Annotated in this window: 13 protein-coding genes and 1 pseudogene; 12 read left to right on the forward strand and 2 right to left on the reverse strand. The window is 72.6% G+C overall.

Annotation, left to right across the window (positions count from 1 at the left end; translation table 11 throughout):
* The first annotated feature begins 58 nt into the window (after nucleotides 1–58).
* The 7 genes from E4N63_RS05680 to E4N63_RS05710 all read left to right on the forward strand — a co-directional run bounded on the left by E4N63_RS05680 (nucleotide 59) and on the right by E4N63_RS05710 (nucleotide 6,632).
* The gene (locus tag E4N63_RS05680; protein ID WP_268270973.1) at nucleotides 59–919 is read left to right on the forward strand and encodes a PaaX family transcriptional regulator C-terminal domain-containing protein; all 861 of its coding nucleotides are present in this window, start codon (nucleotides 59–61) and stop codon (nucleotides 917–919) included.
* Nucleotides 920–1,185: 266 nt separating this feature from the next.
* Nucleotides 1,186–2,097 (forward strand): IclR family transcriptional regulator, encoded by a 912-nt coding sequence (locus tag E4N63_RS05685; RefSeq protein ID WP_230240104.1) that lies wholly within the window; start codon nucleotides 1,186–1,188, stop codon nucleotides 2,095–2,097.
* A gap of 368 nt (nucleotides 2,098–2,465) precedes the next feature.
* On the forward strand, nucleotides 2,466–3,527 hold the full coding sequence (locus E4N63_RS05690) for an aromatic ring-hydroxylating dioxygenase subunit alpha (protein ID WP_230240105.1): 1,062 nt from the start codon (nucleotides 2,466–2,468) through the stop codon (nucleotides 3,525–3,527).
* Nucleotides 3,524–3,760, forward strand: a complete 237-nt coding sequence (locus E4N63_RS05695; RefSeq protein WP_125624237.1) for a hypothetical protein — start codon at nucleotides 3,524–3,526, stop codon at nucleotides 3,758–3,760. Before E4N63_RS05690 ends, E4N63_RS05695 begins: the two co-directional genes overlap by 4 nt.
* Nucleotides 3,761–3,773: 13 nt before the next feature.
* A complete protein-coding gene (locus tag E4N63_RS05700; RefSeq protein WP_230240106.1) occupies nucleotides 3,774–4,754 on the forward strand; it encodes a PDR/VanB family oxidoreductase in 981 nt (326 codons plus the stop codon).
* 155 nt (nucleotides 4,755–4,909) lie between these two features.
* Nucleotides 4,910–5,338: a pyridoxamine 5'-phosphate oxidase family protein gene (locus tag E4N63_RS05705; RefSeq protein ID WP_125624235.1), complete on the forward strand. Its 429-nt coding sequence runs from the start codon at nucleotides 4,910–4,912 to the stop codon at nucleotides 5,336–5,338.
* Nucleotides 5,339–5,630: 292 nt separating this feature from the next.
* Nucleotides 5,631–6,632: a phosphorothioated DNA-binding restriction endonuclease gene (locus tag E4N63_RS05710; protein ID WP_230240107.1), complete on the forward strand. Its 1,002-nt coding sequence runs from the start codon at nucleotides 5,631–5,633 to the stop codon at nucleotides 6,630–6,632.
* Between the two features lie 34 nt (nucleotides 6,633–6,666).
* On the opposite strand, the gene mgrA is transcribed toward E4N63_RS05710, so the two are convergent.
* Complete coding sequence (mgrA, locus tag E4N63_RS05715; protein WP_230240108.1) at nucleotides 6,667–7,659, reverse strand: L-glyceraldehyde 3-phosphate reductase; 993 nt, start codon at nucleotides 7,657–7,659, stop codon at nucleotides 6,667–6,669.
* 676 nt (nucleotides 7,660–8,335) lie between these two features.
* On the opposite strand from mgrA, the gene E4N63_RS05720 reads away from it, so the two are divergent.
* Nucleotides 8,336–10,591 carry a glycoside hydrolase family 9 protein gene (locus tag E4N63_RS05720; RefSeq protein WP_230242364.1) on the forward strand — a complete coding sequence of 752 codons (2,256 nt, stop codon included), beginning with the start codon at nucleotides 8,336–8,338 and terminating at the stop codon, nucleotides 10,589–10,591.
* 339 nt (nucleotides 10,592–10,930) lie between these two features.
* A complete protein-coding gene (locus E4N63_RS05725; protein WP_125626297.1) occupies nucleotides 10,931–12,112 on the forward strand; it encodes an endo-1,4-beta-xylanase in 1,182 nt (393 codons plus the stop codon).
* Nucleotides 12,113–12,287: 175 nt separating this feature from the next.
* On the opposite strand, the gene E4N63_RS05730 is transcribed toward E4N63_RS05725, so the two are convergent.
* A complete protein-coding gene (locus E4N63_RS05730; RefSeq protein ID WP_230240109.1) occupies nucleotides 12,288–13,751 on the reverse strand; it encodes an MFS transporter in 1,464 nt (487 codons plus the stop codon).
* Nucleotides 13,752–14,281: 530 nt separating this feature from the next.
* Between E4N63_RS05730 and E4N63_RS05735 the strand changes: the two are divergent.
* The 3 genes and pseudogenes from E4N63_RS05735 to E4N63_RS05745 all read left to right on the forward strand — a co-directional run bounded on the left by E4N63_RS05735 (nucleotide 14,282) and on the right by E4N63_RS05745 (nucleotide 18,140).
* Nucleotides 14,282–15,679 (forward strand): annotated as a pseudogene (locus E4N63_RS05735) (cytochrome P450).
* Nucleotides 15,676–16,821: a terpene cyclase gene (locus E4N63_RS05740; RefSeq protein ID WP_228430292.1), complete on the forward strand. Its 1,146-nt coding sequence runs from the start codon at nucleotides 15,676–15,678 to the stop codon at nucleotides 16,819–16,821. Before E4N63_RS05735 ends, E4N63_RS05740 begins: the two are co-directional and overlap by 4 nt.
* Complete coding sequence (locus tag E4N63_RS05745; protein WP_230240110.1) at nucleotides 16,821–18,140, forward strand: polyprenyl synthetase family protein; 1,320 nt, start codon at nucleotides 16,821–16,823, stop codon at nucleotides 18,138–18,140. The genes E4N63_RS05740 and E4N63_RS05745 overlap by 1 nt, the downstream gene beginning before the upstream one ends.
* The last annotated feature ends 197 nt before the right edge of the window (nucleotides 18,141–18,337 follow it).

The raw sequence follows: 18,337 nt of genomic DNA on the forward strand, positions 1-18,337 counted from the left end.
TGTTTCCCGCCGGTCCGCCGAACGCGCCCCGGCTCGGGAACCCCTCGGAGGCATCACCTTGAACGGCACGCCATGGCCGCCCGGCACCAGGTACGGCCCGTCCCTTCGCCCGCAGTCGTTGATGTTCGGCTTCCTCGGGAGGTGCGTCCTCGGGCGGGACATCTGCGTCTTCTCGGGCAGCATCATCGACGTCTTCGCCCGCCAGGGCGTGTCCGAACAGGCAACCCGCTCGACCCTCACACGCATGGCCAACCGCCAGCTTCTCCGGCGCCAGCGGAAGGGCCGCCGGATGTACTTCGGCCTCACCCCGCGTTCCCGGGAGATCCTCGACAACGGGAAGGAACGCATCTGGAAGACGGGTGCGGTCAACAAGAGCTGGGACGGCACCTGGACGATCCTCGGCTTCTCACTCCCCGAGTCCTGGCAGCGCCAGCGCCACAACTTGCGGTCGAAGCTGGCGTGGGCAGGCTTCGGGCCGGTGCTCAGCGGGCTGTGGATCGCCCCCGGCGAGGTGGACGTCCAGGAGATCGTCACGGGGCTGGGACTGGAGGCGCACATCAAGGTCTTCCGCGCACAGGCCGATCCCGGCATGAACATCGAAGAAATGATCAAAGACGCCTACAACCTGGAGGAACTGGCCGCCCGGTACCGGGCCTTCCACGATGAATGGGCCCGCCTGGCGAGCCCGCCCTCCCCGGGCGAGCCCGAGGACCCGCTCGTGCTCCAGCTCCGGCTCGAGACCCAGTGGCTCGGCATCATCAGGACCGATCCGCGGCTGCCCGTGCGGCACCTGCCCGGGGACTGGCCCGCCGGCCCCGCGCAACAGGTGTTCCGGCAAGTCCACGCCAGGGTCTCGGGCCCGGCCCGGGAGATGGCGAACCGCATGCTCGACACCGTGCCCGACGAGACGGCGGTCTGACGGAAGTCACCCGGCGGTTTCCCGGCGCAGCGGGCCCGAGCAGCCCCGGCGGCGCCCCTGCCACCTCCCGCGCATCCGAGACGGCGAGACCCGGCGGGCGGCCGAACGCCCGGTGGCGGTGCCGCCTCGGGCGCAGAAACGCGTCACGCTCCGCGGTGCCCCGAATCTCGACACGGGAAGCAGCGTCCTGCACACTGACCGGCGCGGCGGGGAGGCATCCGGTGAGTTTCCGACGGGCACGGCGAACAGATGGGACGGGAGTGCCGGTGGGGAACGCGGCCGCGGACGGAGCCGAGCAGACCGGAGGCGAACCACCGGCGGCGGAGCCGCACACCCAGGGACGGGGAAGCCGCACGGGTCCGCTCTCCCACGGCCCCGGTTCACAGCACCCCCGGACGGGACAGCCCGGCAGGATCCGTCGCGTCCCCCAGTCCGGCAGCGGCCCCGTGCTGGGCCGGGCACTGCAGATCCTCGGCTCCTTCAGCACGGACCACCCCGAGATGTCGTTGAGCGAGCTGTCCCGGAAGTCCGGTCTTCCGGTGTCGACCGTGCACCGGATGCTGGGCGAGCTGACGGCCTGGGGAGCTCTGGAACGGGGCGCGGACGGCCGTTACCGGATCGGCCTGCGGCTGTGGCAGGTCGGCTCGCTGGCGCCGCGCAGCCAGGGACTGCGGGAACACGCGATGCCGTTTCTGCAGGACCTTTCCCAGATCACCCGCGAGAACGTGCAGTTGGCTGTGCGTGAAGGGACCGAACTCGTCTTCGTCGAGCGCATCGCCGGGTCCGGTGCGGTACCCGTGCTCACCCGCGTGGGCGGGCGGTTCGCCCTGACAGCCACCGGCGTCGGACTGGTGCTGCTCGCGCATGCCCCCGTCGACGTGCAGGAGCAGGTGCTCACCGGCCCCCTCGAACACTTCACGCCCCGCACGATCACTGATCCGCAGGTGTTGCGCCGCCTGCTGGCCGACATCCGGACCAACGGCTACGCGGTCAGCGAGCGTCAGGTCACGATGGATTCACTGTCGGTCGCCGCCCCGGTGCGCGACGGCGAGAACGCGGTGATCGCCGCCGTGTCACTGGTGGTTCACCACGGCAGTGCCTCACCGCGCGCGCTGGCGCAACTCGTCTGCACCAGCGCCCGGGCCATCTCCCGCGCCATGGCCGCGCCGCACGCCTGACGTCACCGCCCACCCGCCGGCCTTTCACGCGGGTGACTGCGGGCGGCTGAACACCGTCTGCCGCCCCCCATGGGCCGCACGCAGGCAGGCACGCACCCACGCACGCGGCGAGTATTTCGACAATGTTTCCCGGCATCCGGAAAGGCCTCTGGGCGACGGGCGGCCCGGCGGGCACCATGAACCGACGATTCGGCGTCCGGGCCACCACTCGCCGCCGGGCCACGCCGGCCGGTGTGCGCCCCGGGCTCCGACGACCGCACTGCACTCGGCCACGGAGAACTGCCGCGTCCCGCCCCTTTGGACTCGCCTGCCGTTGCGCCCCGGCCCCGCCGGGAGCGGCACCGGACCCCATACCTGAAGGGAAAACCATGACCGCTTTTGTGCGAAATCAGTGGTACGTCGCCGCTTACGGCCGCGAGGTCGGGCGCGAACTCCTCGGACGGACCGTACTGGGTGAGCCGATCCTGATGTACCGCACCGAGGACGGCCGGACCGTGGCGATGTCCGACCGGTGTGTGCACCGCCGGTTTCCCCTGTCCCAGGCACCGAGCCGCCTGAACGGTGATCAAGTGATGTGCGGCTATCACGGTTTCACCTACGGCACCGACGGCGTCTGCGTCTTCGTACCCGGACAACAGCGCATCCCCCGCACGGCGCGCCTGAAGACCTATCCGGTCATCGAGCAGGACTCCTTCGTATGGGTGTGGATCGGCGACCACGAGCCCGGCGACATCGTGCCGCCGCGCGCCCACTGGATGGACTCCCCCGACTACACCGTCGTGTCCGGGATGGAGCCGATCGACGGCAACTACGGGCTGCTCGTCGACAATCTCATGGACCTCTCCCACGAGACCTACCTGCACGGCGGCTACATCGGCACCCCGGAGGTCGCGCAGACGCCCATCACCACCGAGGTCGACGACGCGGCCGGGATCGTCTACGTGAGCCGGCACATGGACGACGCGGAGTGCCCGCCGTTCTACGCGGAGTCCACCGGCATCGAAACCCGGATCACCCGGTGGCAGGACATCGAGTACCACGCCCCGGGCCTGTACCTGCTCCACTCCCGCATCGCCCCCGTCGGCGCCCCCGCTCCCGGCCCGGACGGCAGCGACCCGCACGCCTTTCACGTGGAGGTCGTCTACGGCATCACCCCCTCCACCGAGCGGACCACCTACAACTTCTGGGCGGTCGCCCGCGACTTCGCCCTCGGCGACGAGAAGGTCAGCGAGTTCCTGCACACCAGCAACCACACCGTGGTCATGCAGGACGTGGTGGCACTCAACGCGCTGCAGAAGTCCCTGGACACCGAGAAGGCCGGCTACCAGGAGCTGAGCATCAACATCGACACCGGCGGCCTCGCCGCCCGGCGGATCCTCGCCCGCCTGGCGCAGACCGGTGCGGACCAGCCGACCACGGTGGCCCGGTGAAGGCCCTCCACCCCGCCGTCCTGACGGGCGACGGCATCTTCCGTATTCACTGGCTGCTGGGCACGGACCGGCTGCTGGCCGTCTGCCACTGCGGTGCCGAGCGTCAGTTCGAGGACCCGGAGGAGGTGTGGGACTGGCTGCTGGGCCATCCCGAAGACCACCACCCCGGCACCGCCGTCGAGCCCGGCGGCTCCCACCCCACCCGTCCCCGGCCGCACCCCGTCCCGGCATAGCGGAGGAAGAACTGTGCCCACCGTGATCACCCCCGGCGTCGCGGCCGAGGTGGAGCTCGATCTGACCGTGGCGCGCAAGGAGGCCCTCGCGGAGGGCGTCGTACGCCTGACACTCACGCGTCCCGGCGGATCACCGCTGCCCGAGTGGACCCCGGGCGCCCACGTCGATCTGTGTCTCGGGCCCGGCCTGGTACGGCAGTACTCACTGTGCTCCGATCCGGCCGACCGCTCCCGGTGGCAGGTGGCGGTCCTGCGGGAACCGGAAAGCCGTGGCGGCTCGGAACAAGTCCACGAAGACCTTCCCGAAGAGACCCGGGTGAGGGTCCGCGGGCCGCGCAACCGCTTCCCACTGGAGGCATCACCCCGGTACCTGTTCATCGCGGGCGGCATCGGCATCACCCCGATCCTTCCCATGATCGCCCAGGCGGAACGGCACGGAGCCGCCTGGCACCTGGCCTACGGCGGACGCAGACGCGCCACGATGGCGTTTCACGAACAACTCCGGGCGGCTTACGGAGAGCGGGTCACCCTCCATCCCCAGGACGAGTGCGGCGTACTCGACCTGAACGGGCTGCTGGCCACCCCCCGGCAGGACACGCTGGTCTACTGCTGCGGGCCCGAGGGTCTGCTGAAGGCTGTGGAGCAGCACTGCTCACTCGCCTGGCCACCGGGCGTACTGCGCCTGGAGCGGTTCGCCCCCGTGGACCCCGGCCCGCACGGTCCCGGCGAGGCGTTCGAAGTGGAGCTCGCCCGCAGCGGTATCACGGTGTCCGTGCCTCCGGACCGGAGTGTCCTCCAGGCCGTCGAGGAGGCAGGTGTGCCGGTGCTGTCCTCCTGTCGAGAGGGCACCTGTGGGACCTGCGAGACCGCCGTCCTGGACGGGGCCGTGGACCACCGTGACTCCCTGCTCACACCGGACGAACAGGTCGCCAACGACACCATGTTCATCTGCGTCTCGCGCGCCGCCTGCCCCCGTCTCGTTCTGGATCTCTGACGGCCCGGCTCCGCCTGTGGCGCCGCGCGAGCCCCTGGCCGACGAGCCGCGGAGCGCGGAACAACGCTCCGTCCCCCGAGCAATCCTCTAGCGTCGGTCGGGGCCGGCGCGCTCCGTGCCGGTCCCGACCGACCTGTCCGCGAAGGAGAGACCGCATGCCCCTGAACCGTGAAGAGCGTGAGCAGTTCCTGGCCGAACCCCATGTCGCCGCCCTGTCGGTGGACGCGGGCGAGGAGGACCGGGCTCCGCTGACCGTGCCGATCTGGTACCAGTACCAGCCGGGCGGCGACATCTGGATCATGACGGGCCTCGGCTCCCGCAAGGAACGCCTCATCACCAGGGCGGGCCGGTTCTGCCTGATGGTGGACCGCCTCGAACCGACGATCCGGTACGTGTCCGTGGAGGGCCCGGTCGTCTCCACCACCCCCGCGAAGAAGGAACTGCTGCGGGAGATCTCGGCCCGCTACCTCCCGCCGGAGAAGGTGGAGGGCTACGTCGACTTCGCCTGGCAGGAGCACGGCGAACAGGTCGTCATCACCATGCGCCCCCAGCGCTGGGTCAGTTCGGACCTGGGCCAGGTCTGAGCCGCGGACGGTGCCGGCGGTCCGCGGCGCGGCACACCACGGTGCCGCGGCCGCTCGAACGGGCCGGCTCCGTACGGCGGCCGGAGGTGCGGGAACCGAGGTGGGAACCCGGCCGGGGCGCGGCGGCGCGGCTCCGGCTCGCCCCGGCCGGGGGTTCCGGGGTGAGCGGCCCGCCGGCCGCCCGTCCGCCATCCTGCGGCCGGGCCCGGTGAACGTCATCGGTGACATCACCGGCCGGACATTGTCGACGCGGAGTACCCCACTCCCGCGGGCGGCGTGAAAAGGTGGTCCGGTGACCCGGGACGAACTCCTGAACGCCTTGGCCGCCCTGCGCCGGGCCCGTATCGGGGCGGTCCGCGCCCCGCACAAACCCTTGTTGCTGCTGTGGCTGCTCGGGCGGTTCACCGCCACCGGCTCCACCGCGGTCGCCTACGAGGAGGCCGAGGAGCCGGTCAGCCGGCTGATCAACGACTACGGCCCGGCCGTCATGAGCCCCGCCCTCGCCCGGCAGCGCGCGGCGATGCCCTTCGTCCATCTGGAGCGCACCCTGTGGGCGCTGTGCGACGGGAACGGGCGGCCGATCGGCCCGGACGCGCCCGAACGCGGCACCTGGCTGCGGGAGCACGGCGCCACCGGCCGGCTCCTCCCCCACGTCGAACAGTTGCTCGCGGACCCCGGCACGCTCACGGCCGCCACGCGGATCCTGCTCGACCAGCACTTCACGCCGTCCCTGGAGACCGCCATCCGCGCCGACACGGGCCTGGACTCGCCCGCCGCGAAGGAGGGGGCGGAGCTGTGCCTCCCCTCCCCCTCGCGTGAGCCGCGGCGGCAGCCACCCGTCCGGGCATCCGCTCCGTCCGCCCGCCGGGCCGGCTTCGCCGAGGAGGTGCTGCGGGCCTACGCCTACGCCTGCGCCATGTGCGGCTACGACGGCGCGCTGGGCCGCAACCCGGTGGGCCTCGAAGCGGCGCACATCCGCTGGCACAGCCAGGACGGCCCCGACACGGCCGACAACGCGCTGGCCCTCTGCGCTCAGCACCACACGCTGTTCGACTACGGCGTCCTGGGGCTGACCGAGGATCTGCGTATCCGGGTCTCCGGCCTCTACACCTGCCGCAGTGACGCCGGCCGGGCCGTCGACGATCTCCACGACAAGCGCCTGGCCGCCCCCCGGCCGGGCTCCCCCGCTCCCGCGCCGCGGTACGTCGCCTGGCACTCCCGGCAGGTCTTCAAGCACACGCCGGAGCGGGTGCCCGGTTCCGTACCGGCCCAGGCGGAGGGCGGCGACCGGTAGGCACCGTCCGCTCCCCGCCCCGGCCCGCCCCTGCCTACCGCGGCGCGTGCCGGTCGATCTCGTCGAGTTCTCCGGCGTCGAAGTCGAGGTTGCCGACGGCGGCGACATTCGCCTCCAGCTGCTCGACGCTGCTGGCCCCGATCAGCGCGGACGTCACCCTCCCCCCGCGCAGCACCCAGGCGAGAGCCATCTGCGCCAGGCTCTGCCCCCGCCGCTCCGCGATCCCGTGCAGCGCCCGGACCCTCTCCAGGGTCTGCGGGGTGATGCCCTCGGCGGTCAGGAAGGGGCTGGAACCCGCGGCGCGCGAGCCCTCCGGGATCCCCTTGAGGTAGCGGTCGGTCAGCAGGCCCTGGGCCAGCGGCGAGAAGGCGATGGAGCCCGCGCCGGTCTCGTCGAGGACATCGAGCAGGCCGTCCTCCACCCAGCGGTTGAACATCGAGTACGAGGGCTGGTGGATGAGCAGCGGTGTCCCCAGGCCGGCGAGGATGCGGGCGGCCTCGCGGGTCTGCTCGGGCGAGTAGTTGGAGATGCCCGCGTAGAGCGCCTTGCCCTGCCGCACGGCGGAGTCCAGCGCCCCCATGGTCTCTTCGAGCGGGGTGTCCGGATCGGGGCGGTGGGAGTAGAAGATGTCGACGTGGTCCAGGCGGAGCCGGCCGAGGCTCTGGTCGAGACTGGACAGGAGGCTCTTGCGGGATCCCCATTCCCCGTACGGGCCGGGCCACATGTGGTAGCCGGCCTTGGAGGAGACCAGGATCTCGTCGCGGTACGGGCGGAAGTCGCGGGCGAAGATCTCGCCGAAGTTCCGCTCGGCCGCGCCGGGCGGCGGCCCGTAGTTGTTGGCGAGGTCGAAGTGCGTGACGCCCAGGTCGAAGGCGCGGCGCAGGATCGCCCGCTGGGTCTCCAGCGGCTTCTCGTCACCGAAGTTGTGCCACAGCCCGAGGGAGACGGCGGGCAGCTTGAGCCCGCTGCGGCCGGTCCGGCGGTAGGGCATGGTGTCATAGCGCTGCTCGGCGGCGACGTGGGTCACGGTGCTCCTTGGGACGAAGGACGAGGAACGAGGAACGAGGAACGAGGACAGCGGGACCGGGAGACGGGGACAGGGGACGGAAGGACGGGGGCGGCGGACGGGACGGGCATCCCCGCGCCGCGGATCACCCTAACCGGACGCGGGCGGAGGGCCGCCGTACCGCGCCTCCGCCCGGAGCGCGCCCGGGCCCCGTCGCCCCTCCGGAACCCGCGGCGACCGCGCTCCGTTCCGTTCTGCAACCGCTTCCGGCCCGGGGGACCCGATTCCGGCTCCGGCGGGCGGACAGGCGGGAGTCCCCGCAGCCGGCCCCGGCTTCCGTCCGCACCTCTCCGCGCCGCCCGGCCGCAGGAGAGCAGCCCCGCACCGGTCCGGAAATCCCCTGGCCAGGCGGCCGGTACGGCTCGCGGCGATCGCGGCGGGCCGGGGTGCGCCCCGCAGAGGCCGTCCCAACGGGCTTGTCGCTCAGCCGAGTTCGGCCGGCCATACATCTTGACGGCGCAACCTCCCGCCCCCAAGATGCCGTGGGAGCGCTCCCATACATCTCCTCACTTCCTGCCCACCCCACATCGCGCGGAAGGACCGAGCCGTGACACAGCATCCGCCCCTTGACCCCCCTCAGAGGGGCCGTCCCCACCGCGGCCGGCGCCGCCTCCTCGGCGCCGTCGCCGTCGCCGGTCTGCTGGGCACCGCCCTGTCTGGGCCCGCCATCGGAGCCGAGCCGGGCCCGGAGCTGGTCACGAACGGTGACTTCTCCAACGGCACCACCGGCTGGTGGTTCACCGCCAACGTCCCGGGCTCGGTCGTCGACGGCCGGCTCTGCGCCGAGGTCCCGGCCGGCACCGCCAACCCCTGGGACGCCATCGTCGGCCAGAACGACATCCCGCTGACCGCCGGTGAGAGCTACACCCTCCGCTACACCGCGACCTCCACGGTGCCCGTGACCATTCGCACCAACGTGCAGATGGCGACCGACCCGTACACCGCCGAGCTCAACGCCTCCGACCAGATCGACGAGACCGCGGAGCCCGTCGAGCACATCTTCACCGCGAACGCCGACAACGAGGAGGCCCAGCTCGCCTTCCAGATCGGCGGCAGCGACGAGGCGTACACCTTCTGCGTCGACGACGTCTCGCTGACCGGCGGCGCCGAGCCGCCCGTCTACGAGCCGGAGACCGGCAGCCCGGTGCGGGTCAACCAGGTCGGCTATCTCACCCACGCGGCGAAGAGCGGCACCGTCGTCACGGACGCCACCGATCCCCTCGACTGGACCGTCCAGGACGCCGGCGGCAAGCAGGTGGCGGCCGGGAAGACCAAGCCGGCCGGTACCGACCCGACCTCGCGCCAGAACGTCCACACCTTCGACTTCAGCAAGGTGATGAAGGCGGGCGAGGGCTACACCGTCACCATCGGCGAGGACACCAGCGAGCCGTTCGCCATCGGCGACGACCTCTACTCCGCGCTGCGCTCCGACGCGCTGGCGTACTTCTACCACAACCGCAGCGGCATCGAGATCGAGGCGGACCTGGTCGGCGAGGAGTACGCGCGCCCGGCCGGCCACATCGGCGTCGCGCCCAACCAGGGCGACACCGACGTGCCGTGCCAGGAGGGCGTGTGCGACTACAGCCTCGACGTCTCCGGCGGCTGGTACGACGCCGGTGACCACGGCAAGTACGTCGTCAACGGCGGCATCTCCGTCGCCCAGGTGATGGCCAACTTCGAGCGCACCCTGCACACCGAGGGCGCGGACGGCGCGCCGCTCGGCGACGGCAAGCTGCGGGTGCCCGAGCGGGGCAACGGCGTTCCGGACATCCTGGACGAGGCCCGCTGGCAGATGGACTTCCTGATGAAGATGCAGGTGCCCGAGGGCGAGGAGCTCGCGGGCATGGTGCATCACAAGATCCACGACGCGCAGTGGACCGGTCTGCCGCTGCTGCCCAGCGAGGACCCGCAGCCGCGCGAGCTGCACCCGCCGACGACCGCGGCCACGCTCAACCTGGCCGCGAGCGCCGCGCAGTGCGCCCGCCTCTTCGAGCCGTACGACAAGGAGTTCGCGGCGCAGTGCCTGGAGGCGGCCGAGACCGCCTGGGCCGCGGCGAAGGCCAACCCGGACGTGCTCGCCGACCCGAACGACGGCACCGGCGGCGGCACCTACAGCGACGACAACGTCTCGGACGAGTTCTACTGGGCGGCGGCCGAGCTCTTCGTCACCACCGGTGAGGACACCTACCGCCAGGCCGTGCTCGGCTCCGAACTGCACGGCGACACCGAGGCACTCTTCCCGCGCGGCGGCCTGTCCTGGGGCTGGACCGGCGGACTCGGCTCGCTGACCATGGCGACCGTCCCGAGCGACCTGACCGCGGGCCAGCTGGCGGACGTCCGCGCCACGGTGGCCGAGGCGGCCGACGGCTACGCCGAAACCTCCCGCAAGTCCGCGTACGGCGTGCCGTACGACCCGGAGGGCAACCAGTACGTCTGGGGCTCCAACAGCCAGGTCCTCAACAACATGATCGTGCTGGCCACCGCCCACGAGCTGACGGGCAGGGCCGCGTACCGGGACGCGGTGCTGCACGGCATGGAGTACCTGCTGGGCCGCAACCCGCTCAACCAGTCCTACGTGACCGGCTACGGCGAGCGGGACTCCCACAACCAGCACCACCGGTTCTGGGCCAACCAGCTCGACCCCTCGCTGCCGAACCCGGCTCCCGGCTCCGTCGCCGGCGGCCCGAACACCGGCATCGAGGACCCGGTGGCCCAGGACAAGCTGGTGGGCTGCGCCCCGGCGATGTGCTACATCGACGACATCGAGTCCTGGGCGACCAACGAGATCACCATCAACTGGAACGCGCCCCTGGCGTGGGTGGCCTCGTACCTGGACGACCAGGGCAGCGGCACCGTCAAGTACAAGGAGAAGAAGAAGCACCGCAAGCACTGAGCCGGAGCTGCCCGGTTGAGCCGCGGCGGGGGCTCCGCAGGGAGCCGCCCGCCGGTGGACCGGGGCAGCGGTGAACGATGCGACGCAGCGGCCGGGGACACCCAACTGGTGTTCCCGGCCGCTCAGTTGTGGAGTTCCGTCGTCCGCCGGAGGACGGCAGGAGGGCAGTGGGCCCGTCCGGCCGTCCGGCCGCCGGCGGCGCCGCCCGAACCAGCCGGGCACTCCGGCCCGTTCACATCTCTTGACTCTCGGCTCGGCGAGCCTTTAACGTCCGGGAGCCACCTTCCGGAAACTTTCCGGAAACTTCTGAAACGGTTGACCCGACACGGGAGTGCTCCGATGAGACCCATCCGCTTCGCCACCGCCGCGCTCGCCACGGCCGCCCTGTCCCTGCCGCTGGCGGCGACGTCGGCCGCGGCCGACGCGCCCTCCGACCTCCGGACCGCGCCCCGCGCCAAGGACCGGCACGAGATGCTGCGTTCGGCCGCTCCCGACGGCTTCTACGTGGGCACCGCCGTGGCGGGCGGCGGCCACCACCTGGAGCAGGACTACCCGGACCCCTTCACCTCGGACCGGGAGTACCGGAAGATTCTCGGCCGGCAGTTCAACTCGGTCTCCGCCGAGAACCAGATGAAGTGGGAGTTCATCCACCCCGAGCGCGACCGCTACGACTTCGGCGCGGCCGACGCCATCGCCGACTTCGCGGACCGCCACCGGCAGGTCGTGCGCGGCCACACCCTGCTGTGGCACAGCCAGAACCCGGAGTGGCTGGAGCAGGGCGACTTCTCGAAGGAGGAGCTGCGCTCCATCCTCAAGGAGCACATCACCACCGTCGTCGGCCGCTACGCCGGCCGGATCCAGCAGTGGGACGTGGCCAACGAGATCTTCGACGAGCAGGGCAACCTGCGCGCCGAGGAGAACATCTGGATCCGAGAGCTGGGGCCGGACATCGTCGCCGACGCCTTCCGCTGGGCGCACGAGGCCGACCCCGGGGCCAAGCTGTTCTTCAACGACTACGGGGTGGAGGACGACAACGCCAAGAGCGACGCCTACTACGCGCTCATCCAGGAGCTGCTCGCCCAGGGTGTGCCCGTGCACGGCTTCTCCGCACAGGCCCACCTGAGCACCCGTTACGGCTTCCCGGGCGGCCTGGAGGAGAACCTGCGCCGCTTCGACGAGCTCGGCCTGGAGACCGCCATCACCGAGCTGGACGTCCGCATGGACCTGCCGGAGAGCGGTGTCCCCACCGACGCGCAGCTGGAGCAGCAGGCCGACTACTACCAGCGGACCCTGTCGGCCTGTCTGGCCGTCGAGGACTGCAACTCCTTCACGATCTGGGGCTTCACCGACAAGTACTCCTGGGTCCCGGTGTTCTTCGAGGGCGAGGGCTCCGCGACGGTCATGACGGAGGACTTCGCCCGCAAGCCGGCCTTCCACGCCCTGTACAACACCCTGCTGGACGCCAAGAAGAAGGACTGCAAGAAGCACTGGAAGGGCTGGAAGAAGGACTGGCGGCGCTGAGAAGCGACCCCGCCGGTCCACCCGGCCGCCCGCCGCGAGCGTCCGCGGCGGGTGACCGGAACCCGCCCCGGGCCCGCCGCCTCGCCGTCCGGCGGTGCGGGCCCGGCGGCCGGGCGGGCCCGCACCGGTCCGCGCGGAGCGGCACGGCGCGGCGGGAGGCCCGTACCGGCCCGGCTCAGACCCCCGGCCGCGCCGCCGCGCGCCGGGCCCGCAGGTCGAGCACCGCGACCACCAGCGCCAGGGTCACCAGCGCCACGGAGACACCGAGACTGTGCCGGAAGGCGGCCGCCCAGTCCCCGTCTCCGTTCCCTCCCGCGCCCAGGCTGGCGAAGAAGACACTTCCCGCGACGGCGATGCCCGTGGCCGACCCGATCCGCTGGCCGGTCTGCAGCACTCCCCCGGCGCTGCCGCCCTGCGCGGGAGGCACCTCGGCGAGCGTCAGCGTCTGGTTGGGCGAGATGACCGAGCCGCCGCCCAGCCCCGCGAGGAGCAGCGGCAGCGCCATGGCCCAGCCCGCCTGGTGGCCCGGCACCTGGTACACCGCCAGCATCACACCGCTCAGCCCGGCCGCCACCGCCAGCAGCCCGGCGACGACCAGCGCCCGCCCGTACCGGTGGACGAAGCGCCCGCTGAACGCCGCCGCGAGCGCCGATCCGAGGGCGAAGGGCGTGATGGACAGCCCGGCCTGCAGGGCGCTGTAGCCCAGCCCCGACTGGAGGTAGAGCGTGAAGACGAAGAAGATCGACGTGAACCCGGCGAAGTAGAACAGCATGATGAGCGAGCCCAGCGCGTAGGAGCGCAGCCCGAACAGCCCCATGTCGACCAGTGGCTGGGCGTGCCGCGCCTGCCGCAGCTCCCACCGGACGAAGACCGCGAGGAACACCAGCGCGGCCGGGACCAGCAGCCATTTGCCGGCGCCCCGCCATTGCTGCGCCTCGACCAGGGGGAGGAGCAGCAGCGCCACGCCGGCGCCGAGGAGCAGGATGCCGACCGGGTCCAGGTCGCGCGCGCAGGGCTTGGTCGCGTTCTCCGGGCCGGGCAGCAGGAAGCGCGCCAGCACCAGGGCGAGCAGGCAGACCGGCAGATTGACGTAGAAGATCCACCGCCAGCCCTCCTCCGGCCCGAAGATCTGGATGATGACCCCGCCGAGCACCGGGCCGACGGCCGTGGAGAGCCCGATGACGGTGCCGAAGTAGCCGAAGGCGCGGCCGCGTTCGGCCCCGCGGAACATCTGCTGGATGAGCGCCGAGACCTGCGGGGTGAGGATGCCGCCCGCGAGCCCCTGCAGGAACCGGGCGAGCACCAGCCAGGTGGAGGACTGCGCCGCCCCGCACAGCGCGCTGGCCACGGTGAACAGACTCATCCCGATCATGAACATCCGGCGCCGGCCCCGGGCGTCCCCGATCCGTCCGGCGGGCACCAGCAGCAGGCCCAGCGCGAGGGCGTAGCCGGAGAGCACCCACTGGATGTCACTCTCGGGCGCCTCCAGGCCCTCGCGGATGGAGGGCAGCCCGACGTTGACGATCGAGATGTCGAGCAGCGTGATGAACCCCGAGAGCAGGCAGACGGCAAGCGCCTTCCAGCGGTTGGGGTCGGGGACGTACGCGGGCTCGGCCGTGCCGGCAGCCTTGTGGTTCACCTTCAGCCTCTCGTGTGATCACCTCGTCCGAGGATGACGCACCCGGACGGTGCCGTGCGGCACCCCCGGCGCACCGCGGACGTCGCCGGTCCCGGGTGCCTCCGGGCCCCGCCTCCGCCCTGCTCCTCGTCACCGGCCGCGCGCCCGTCTCCGGCGGTGCGCCGGCGCTGCCGCCCGTCACACCTTCCGGACGGCCTGAGAGCGCTCTCCCGGCGTCTCGGCGGTGTGTCCCCACCGGGCCGCCCCGCCTGCCCGCACGTCTGCCTCTTTGTCCTCTCTTGGGCCGGTCCGCTGTCATCGGCCTGCGCGGAAGCGGCAGGGTGTGGCCCATTCCGCAGCGTGCTTCCGCGACGGCCGCGACGGCCCCGCCGGCCCGCCGCGCCAACCGTCCGGCGGGCCCGGCGAGTCCACCGGGCGCCCGCCGGCCCGACGCACCGCCCCACCTGGTACCCCCGACCCCTCGACTCCCACCACCTCACGCTCACCGCACAGTCCTGAAGACGCGCACAGCACGTGAAGGCGAGGATCGTATGACCTTGGATCTGTCACCGGACAGCGGGGCCCGGGACGCCGGTCCCCCCGTCCCGGTCCCGGCCGTGGGGCTCACGGAGCGGCTGCGGGGAGGCGTCAGCTTCCGCCGCGACCAGCTCGGCTTCCTGCAGTGGGCGGCCCGGACCCACGGCGACATCGTGCGGTTCCGCCTCTTCGGCATCCCCATGATCATGCTGAACCACCCGGACCACATCTACCGGGTGCTCGTCGAACAGCGCACGAAGTACGACAAGGACGCGCTGCTCTACCGCCTGGTCCGCCCGGTGCTGCGGGACGGCCTGATCGGCAACCCGGGCGGTGAGCTGTGGCAGCGCCAGCGCCGGCTGATGCAGCCCTCGTTCCGGCCGGTGATCGTCGCCAGGTTCGCCGAGAACATGACCGACGAGACGACCGCGATGCTGGAGCGCTGGGAGCGGCAGTACGCGCCGGGCACGGTGGTGAACGTCCACGAGGAGTTCGGCGAGCTGGCGCTGCGGATCGTCAACCGTTCGCTGTTCAGCGCCCGGGTCGGCCGCGCGGCGCGGGACTTCGCGGAGGCGTTCACCGAGGCGAACGCGCTGCTGGGCCGGTTCTTCAAGTTCCCGTTCCCGCCGCTGACCGTGCCCACCCCGGCCCACCGGCGGCTGCGCCGGGCCATCGACCGGATGGACGCCTTCGTCGCCTCCTTCGTCCAGCGGCGCACGGCCGGCCCGGGCGACGAGGTCGACCTGCTCACCCTGCTGATGAACGCGGTCGACGAGGACGGTGACGGCCGGGGGATGGAGCCGGAGCAGCTCCACCACGAGGTGCTGAATCTGGTCGTCGGCGCCTACGAGACCACCACCAACGCCCTCTCCTGAATCTTCTATCTGCTCGCCGCGCACCCGGAGGTCGAGCGCAAGCTGCACGAGGAGGCGGACGCCGTACTCGGCGGCCGGGTGCCGCGCTTCGAGGACATGACCCGCACCCCGTACGCGCGTTCGGTCGTGGAGGAGACGTTACGGCTGTACTCGCCCGCCTGGCAGTTCATGCGCCGGGCGCGGACGGAGGACCGCATCGGCGGCTTCCACATCCCCGCCCGGTCGAACATCTATCTCAACAGCTATGTGCTGCACCGGCATCCGCAGCTGTGGGACGACCCGGAGTCCTTCGACCCCGGCCGGTTCAGCCCCGAGCGGTCCGCGGGCCGTCCCCGGCACGCCTATATGCCGTTCGGCGGCGGTGAACGCATCTGCATCGGCCAGCACTTCGCCCTGACGGAGCTCCACCTGGTGCTGCTCACCCTCGTGCGGCGGCACCGTTTCCGGCTGCCGCCCGGACAGCCGCCGGTGCGCCCGCAGCCGCTGATCACCCTGCATCCCGAGGGCGGCGTCCCCCTGGAGGTGCACCCCCGGTGAACGGATCCCCACAGCAGGAGACGCGGGCGGAGACGGGCGCGGACGCGAGCGCGGAGGCCGGTGTGGGCGCCGTCCTCGGGCCGGAGGACGGGTCCGGGCCCGGGTCCGGACCCTGGTCCGGAACGGCTCACCAGCCGGACATCCACTGCCCGTTCCCCTCGGAGATGAGCCCTCACGCGGAGCACGCCGAGGCCCATCTGGACGCGTGGGTGGCCCGGTTCGAGGTGGTCCGGGGCACCGTGGCGCGCAAACGCTTCGGCCGTGCCGGGTTCGCGCAGTTCGCCGCCCGGACGTACCCGACCGCCGACCGGGCCCGCCTGGATCTGGTCGCCGACTGGTTCGGCTGGCTCTTCCTCGTCGACGACCAGCTGGACGACGGGCGGGTCGGCCGCGACATCGACAGCGCCCGGCGGGCGATGGACGGCCTGCTCCGGGTCCTGGACCGGGAGGGCCCTGCCGAGGGCGAACGGCCGCCGGGCGAGCCGCCGCTGGCGTGGGCGCTGCGCGATCTGTGGCACCGCACCGCGAGCCGCGCCACCCCCGCCTGGCGGCGCCGTTTCACCGGCCATCTCGCGGCCTGTCTGGAGGCCGCCTGCTGGGAGGCGGAGAACCGCATCGCGGGGGTCGTGCCGGGCGAGGCCGAGTACATCGAGCAGCGGCGCCACACCGGGGCGATCTACGTGTGCATGGACCTCATCGACATCGTCGGGGACCTCGACCTTCCCGAGGCCGTCCACGCCGGTGAGCCCTTCCAGGCGGCCCTGCGGGCCTCCAGTGACGTGGTCGTGTGGACGAACGACTGGTACTCGCTGGGCAAGGAGATGGCGCTGGGCGAATACCACAACCTGGTGCGGGTCGTGGCGCACGCCCGGCGCCTGACCCTGCGGGAGGCGCTGGAGCACACGGCCGCAGCCATCTCCGCCGAGACACGGCGCTATCTGGGCCACCGGGAACGGCTGCTGGCGGCCCACCCGGAGCACCGGGCCGCCCTCACCACCTACCTGGCGGGCATGGAGTCGTGGATGCGCGGCAATCTGGACTGGTCACGGGCGACCCTGCGCTACCGGGAGCGGGAACGGGGCGGCCTCCCGGCCTATCTGGAGGCGACCCTCGCGCCGGCGGGCACCGAAGGGGGAACGTGATGACCGGAGGGACCGGCGCCCGGACGGAGACCCGGGGGACACCCCCCGGGGAGCCGGGCCCGGGCGGCCCCACGGACCCGGCCGCCGGCCCTGCCGCGGCCGCCGCCCCCGGCGCGGACACCGCCGCCGGTACGGACCCGGCCCCGGGCGGGGCCGCTCCCCGGCCCCGCCCCGCCCCGCCGGTGGCCGTCGCCCTCGCCCGTGAGACCGTTCCGCCCGCCCTCCTGGACTGGATCGCCCGGCTCGGCCCGGACCTGGCCACGCTGTGCGGGTACCAGATGGGGCTGTGCGACGCGGACGGCGCGCCGGCCCCGCCCGGGGCCGCACCGGGCCCGGACCGGCACACTCCCGAGGGCACGGACACCTCCGGGCGTCCGGAGGGCGGCAAGCTCGTGCGTCCCGCTCTCGCGCTGGCCACCGCCGCCGCTGCCGGGGCGGAACCCAAGGAGGCGTTACCGGCCGCGCTCGCCGCCGAACTCGTCCACAACTTCACGCTGTTGCACGACGATGTGATGGACGGCGACCGCGTGCGGCGCCACCGGCCCGCCGCCTGGGTGCGCTTCGGCACCCCGCTGGCCATCCTCGCCGGTGACGGTCTGCTGGCCCTCGCCTTCGAGGTGCTCTCCTCGCACCCGGCGCCCGGCGGCGCCGATGTGACCGGCGATCTCGCCCGCGCCCTGCGGCAGTTGTGCCTCGGCCAGGGCCGTGACCTGCTGGCCGCGTCGGTCCGGCCCGCGACGGGAAGCGCGCTGCCCGGCTCCCCCGGGTCGGCCCCGGGAACGGAGGACACGGCGGCCGGGGCCGTTCGGGAGATCAGCCCCGAGGAATGCCTGCGCACGCTGGAGGCCAAGACGGGTGCGCTGCTGGGCTTCGCCTGCCGGGCGGGCGCGGCCTACGCGGGCGCGCCGCCCGCCGCGCAGGAGGCGTTCGAGCAGTTCGGGTCCCGGCTCGGACTGGCGTTCCAGCTCCAGGACGACATCCTCGGCATCTGGGGACGCCCCGGCAGCACCGGCAAACCGGCGCTCTCCGACCTGCGGGCCCGCAAGCGGAGTGCGCCGGTGGTCGCCGCCCTCGCCTCCGGCACGGCTCCGGGCCGCCGGCTGGGGAAGCTCTTCGCGCGCCCGGATCCGCTCGGCGAGGACGAACTCGCGCTCGCCGCCGAACTGGTGGAGGCGGCCGGAGGCCGCGACTGGACCCTGGCCGAGGCGGAACGGTGGCGGAAGGCGGCCTGGGGGAGCCTGCGCCCGCTGGAGCTGTCCGCAACGGGCCTCGCCGGTCTGCGGGAACTCACCGGCCGCCTCGCCCACCGCTCCTCCTAGGCCGGGCAGGCGGGCCGCCCCGGTCCCTCCGCCCCTCACCCAGGGCTCCGCCCCGGCGCCCCCGCCCCGCCCTGCCGCCGACCGCCGCCCCTCACCCGGGGGCGGCCGTCACCGCCTCGTCAAACCCCTCCGCCGTTCCCGCCACCCCGCACCCCGCCCGCCTCCAGCCGACAGAAGGGTGAGTGGCTTGCCCCCAC

The organism is Streptomyces sp. MNU89, assembly GCF_020982505.1.
In the GTDB taxonomy this organism is placed as follows: Bacteria; Actinomycetota; Actinomycetes; order Streptomycetales; family Streptomycetaceae; genus Streptomyces; species Streptomyces xinghaiensis.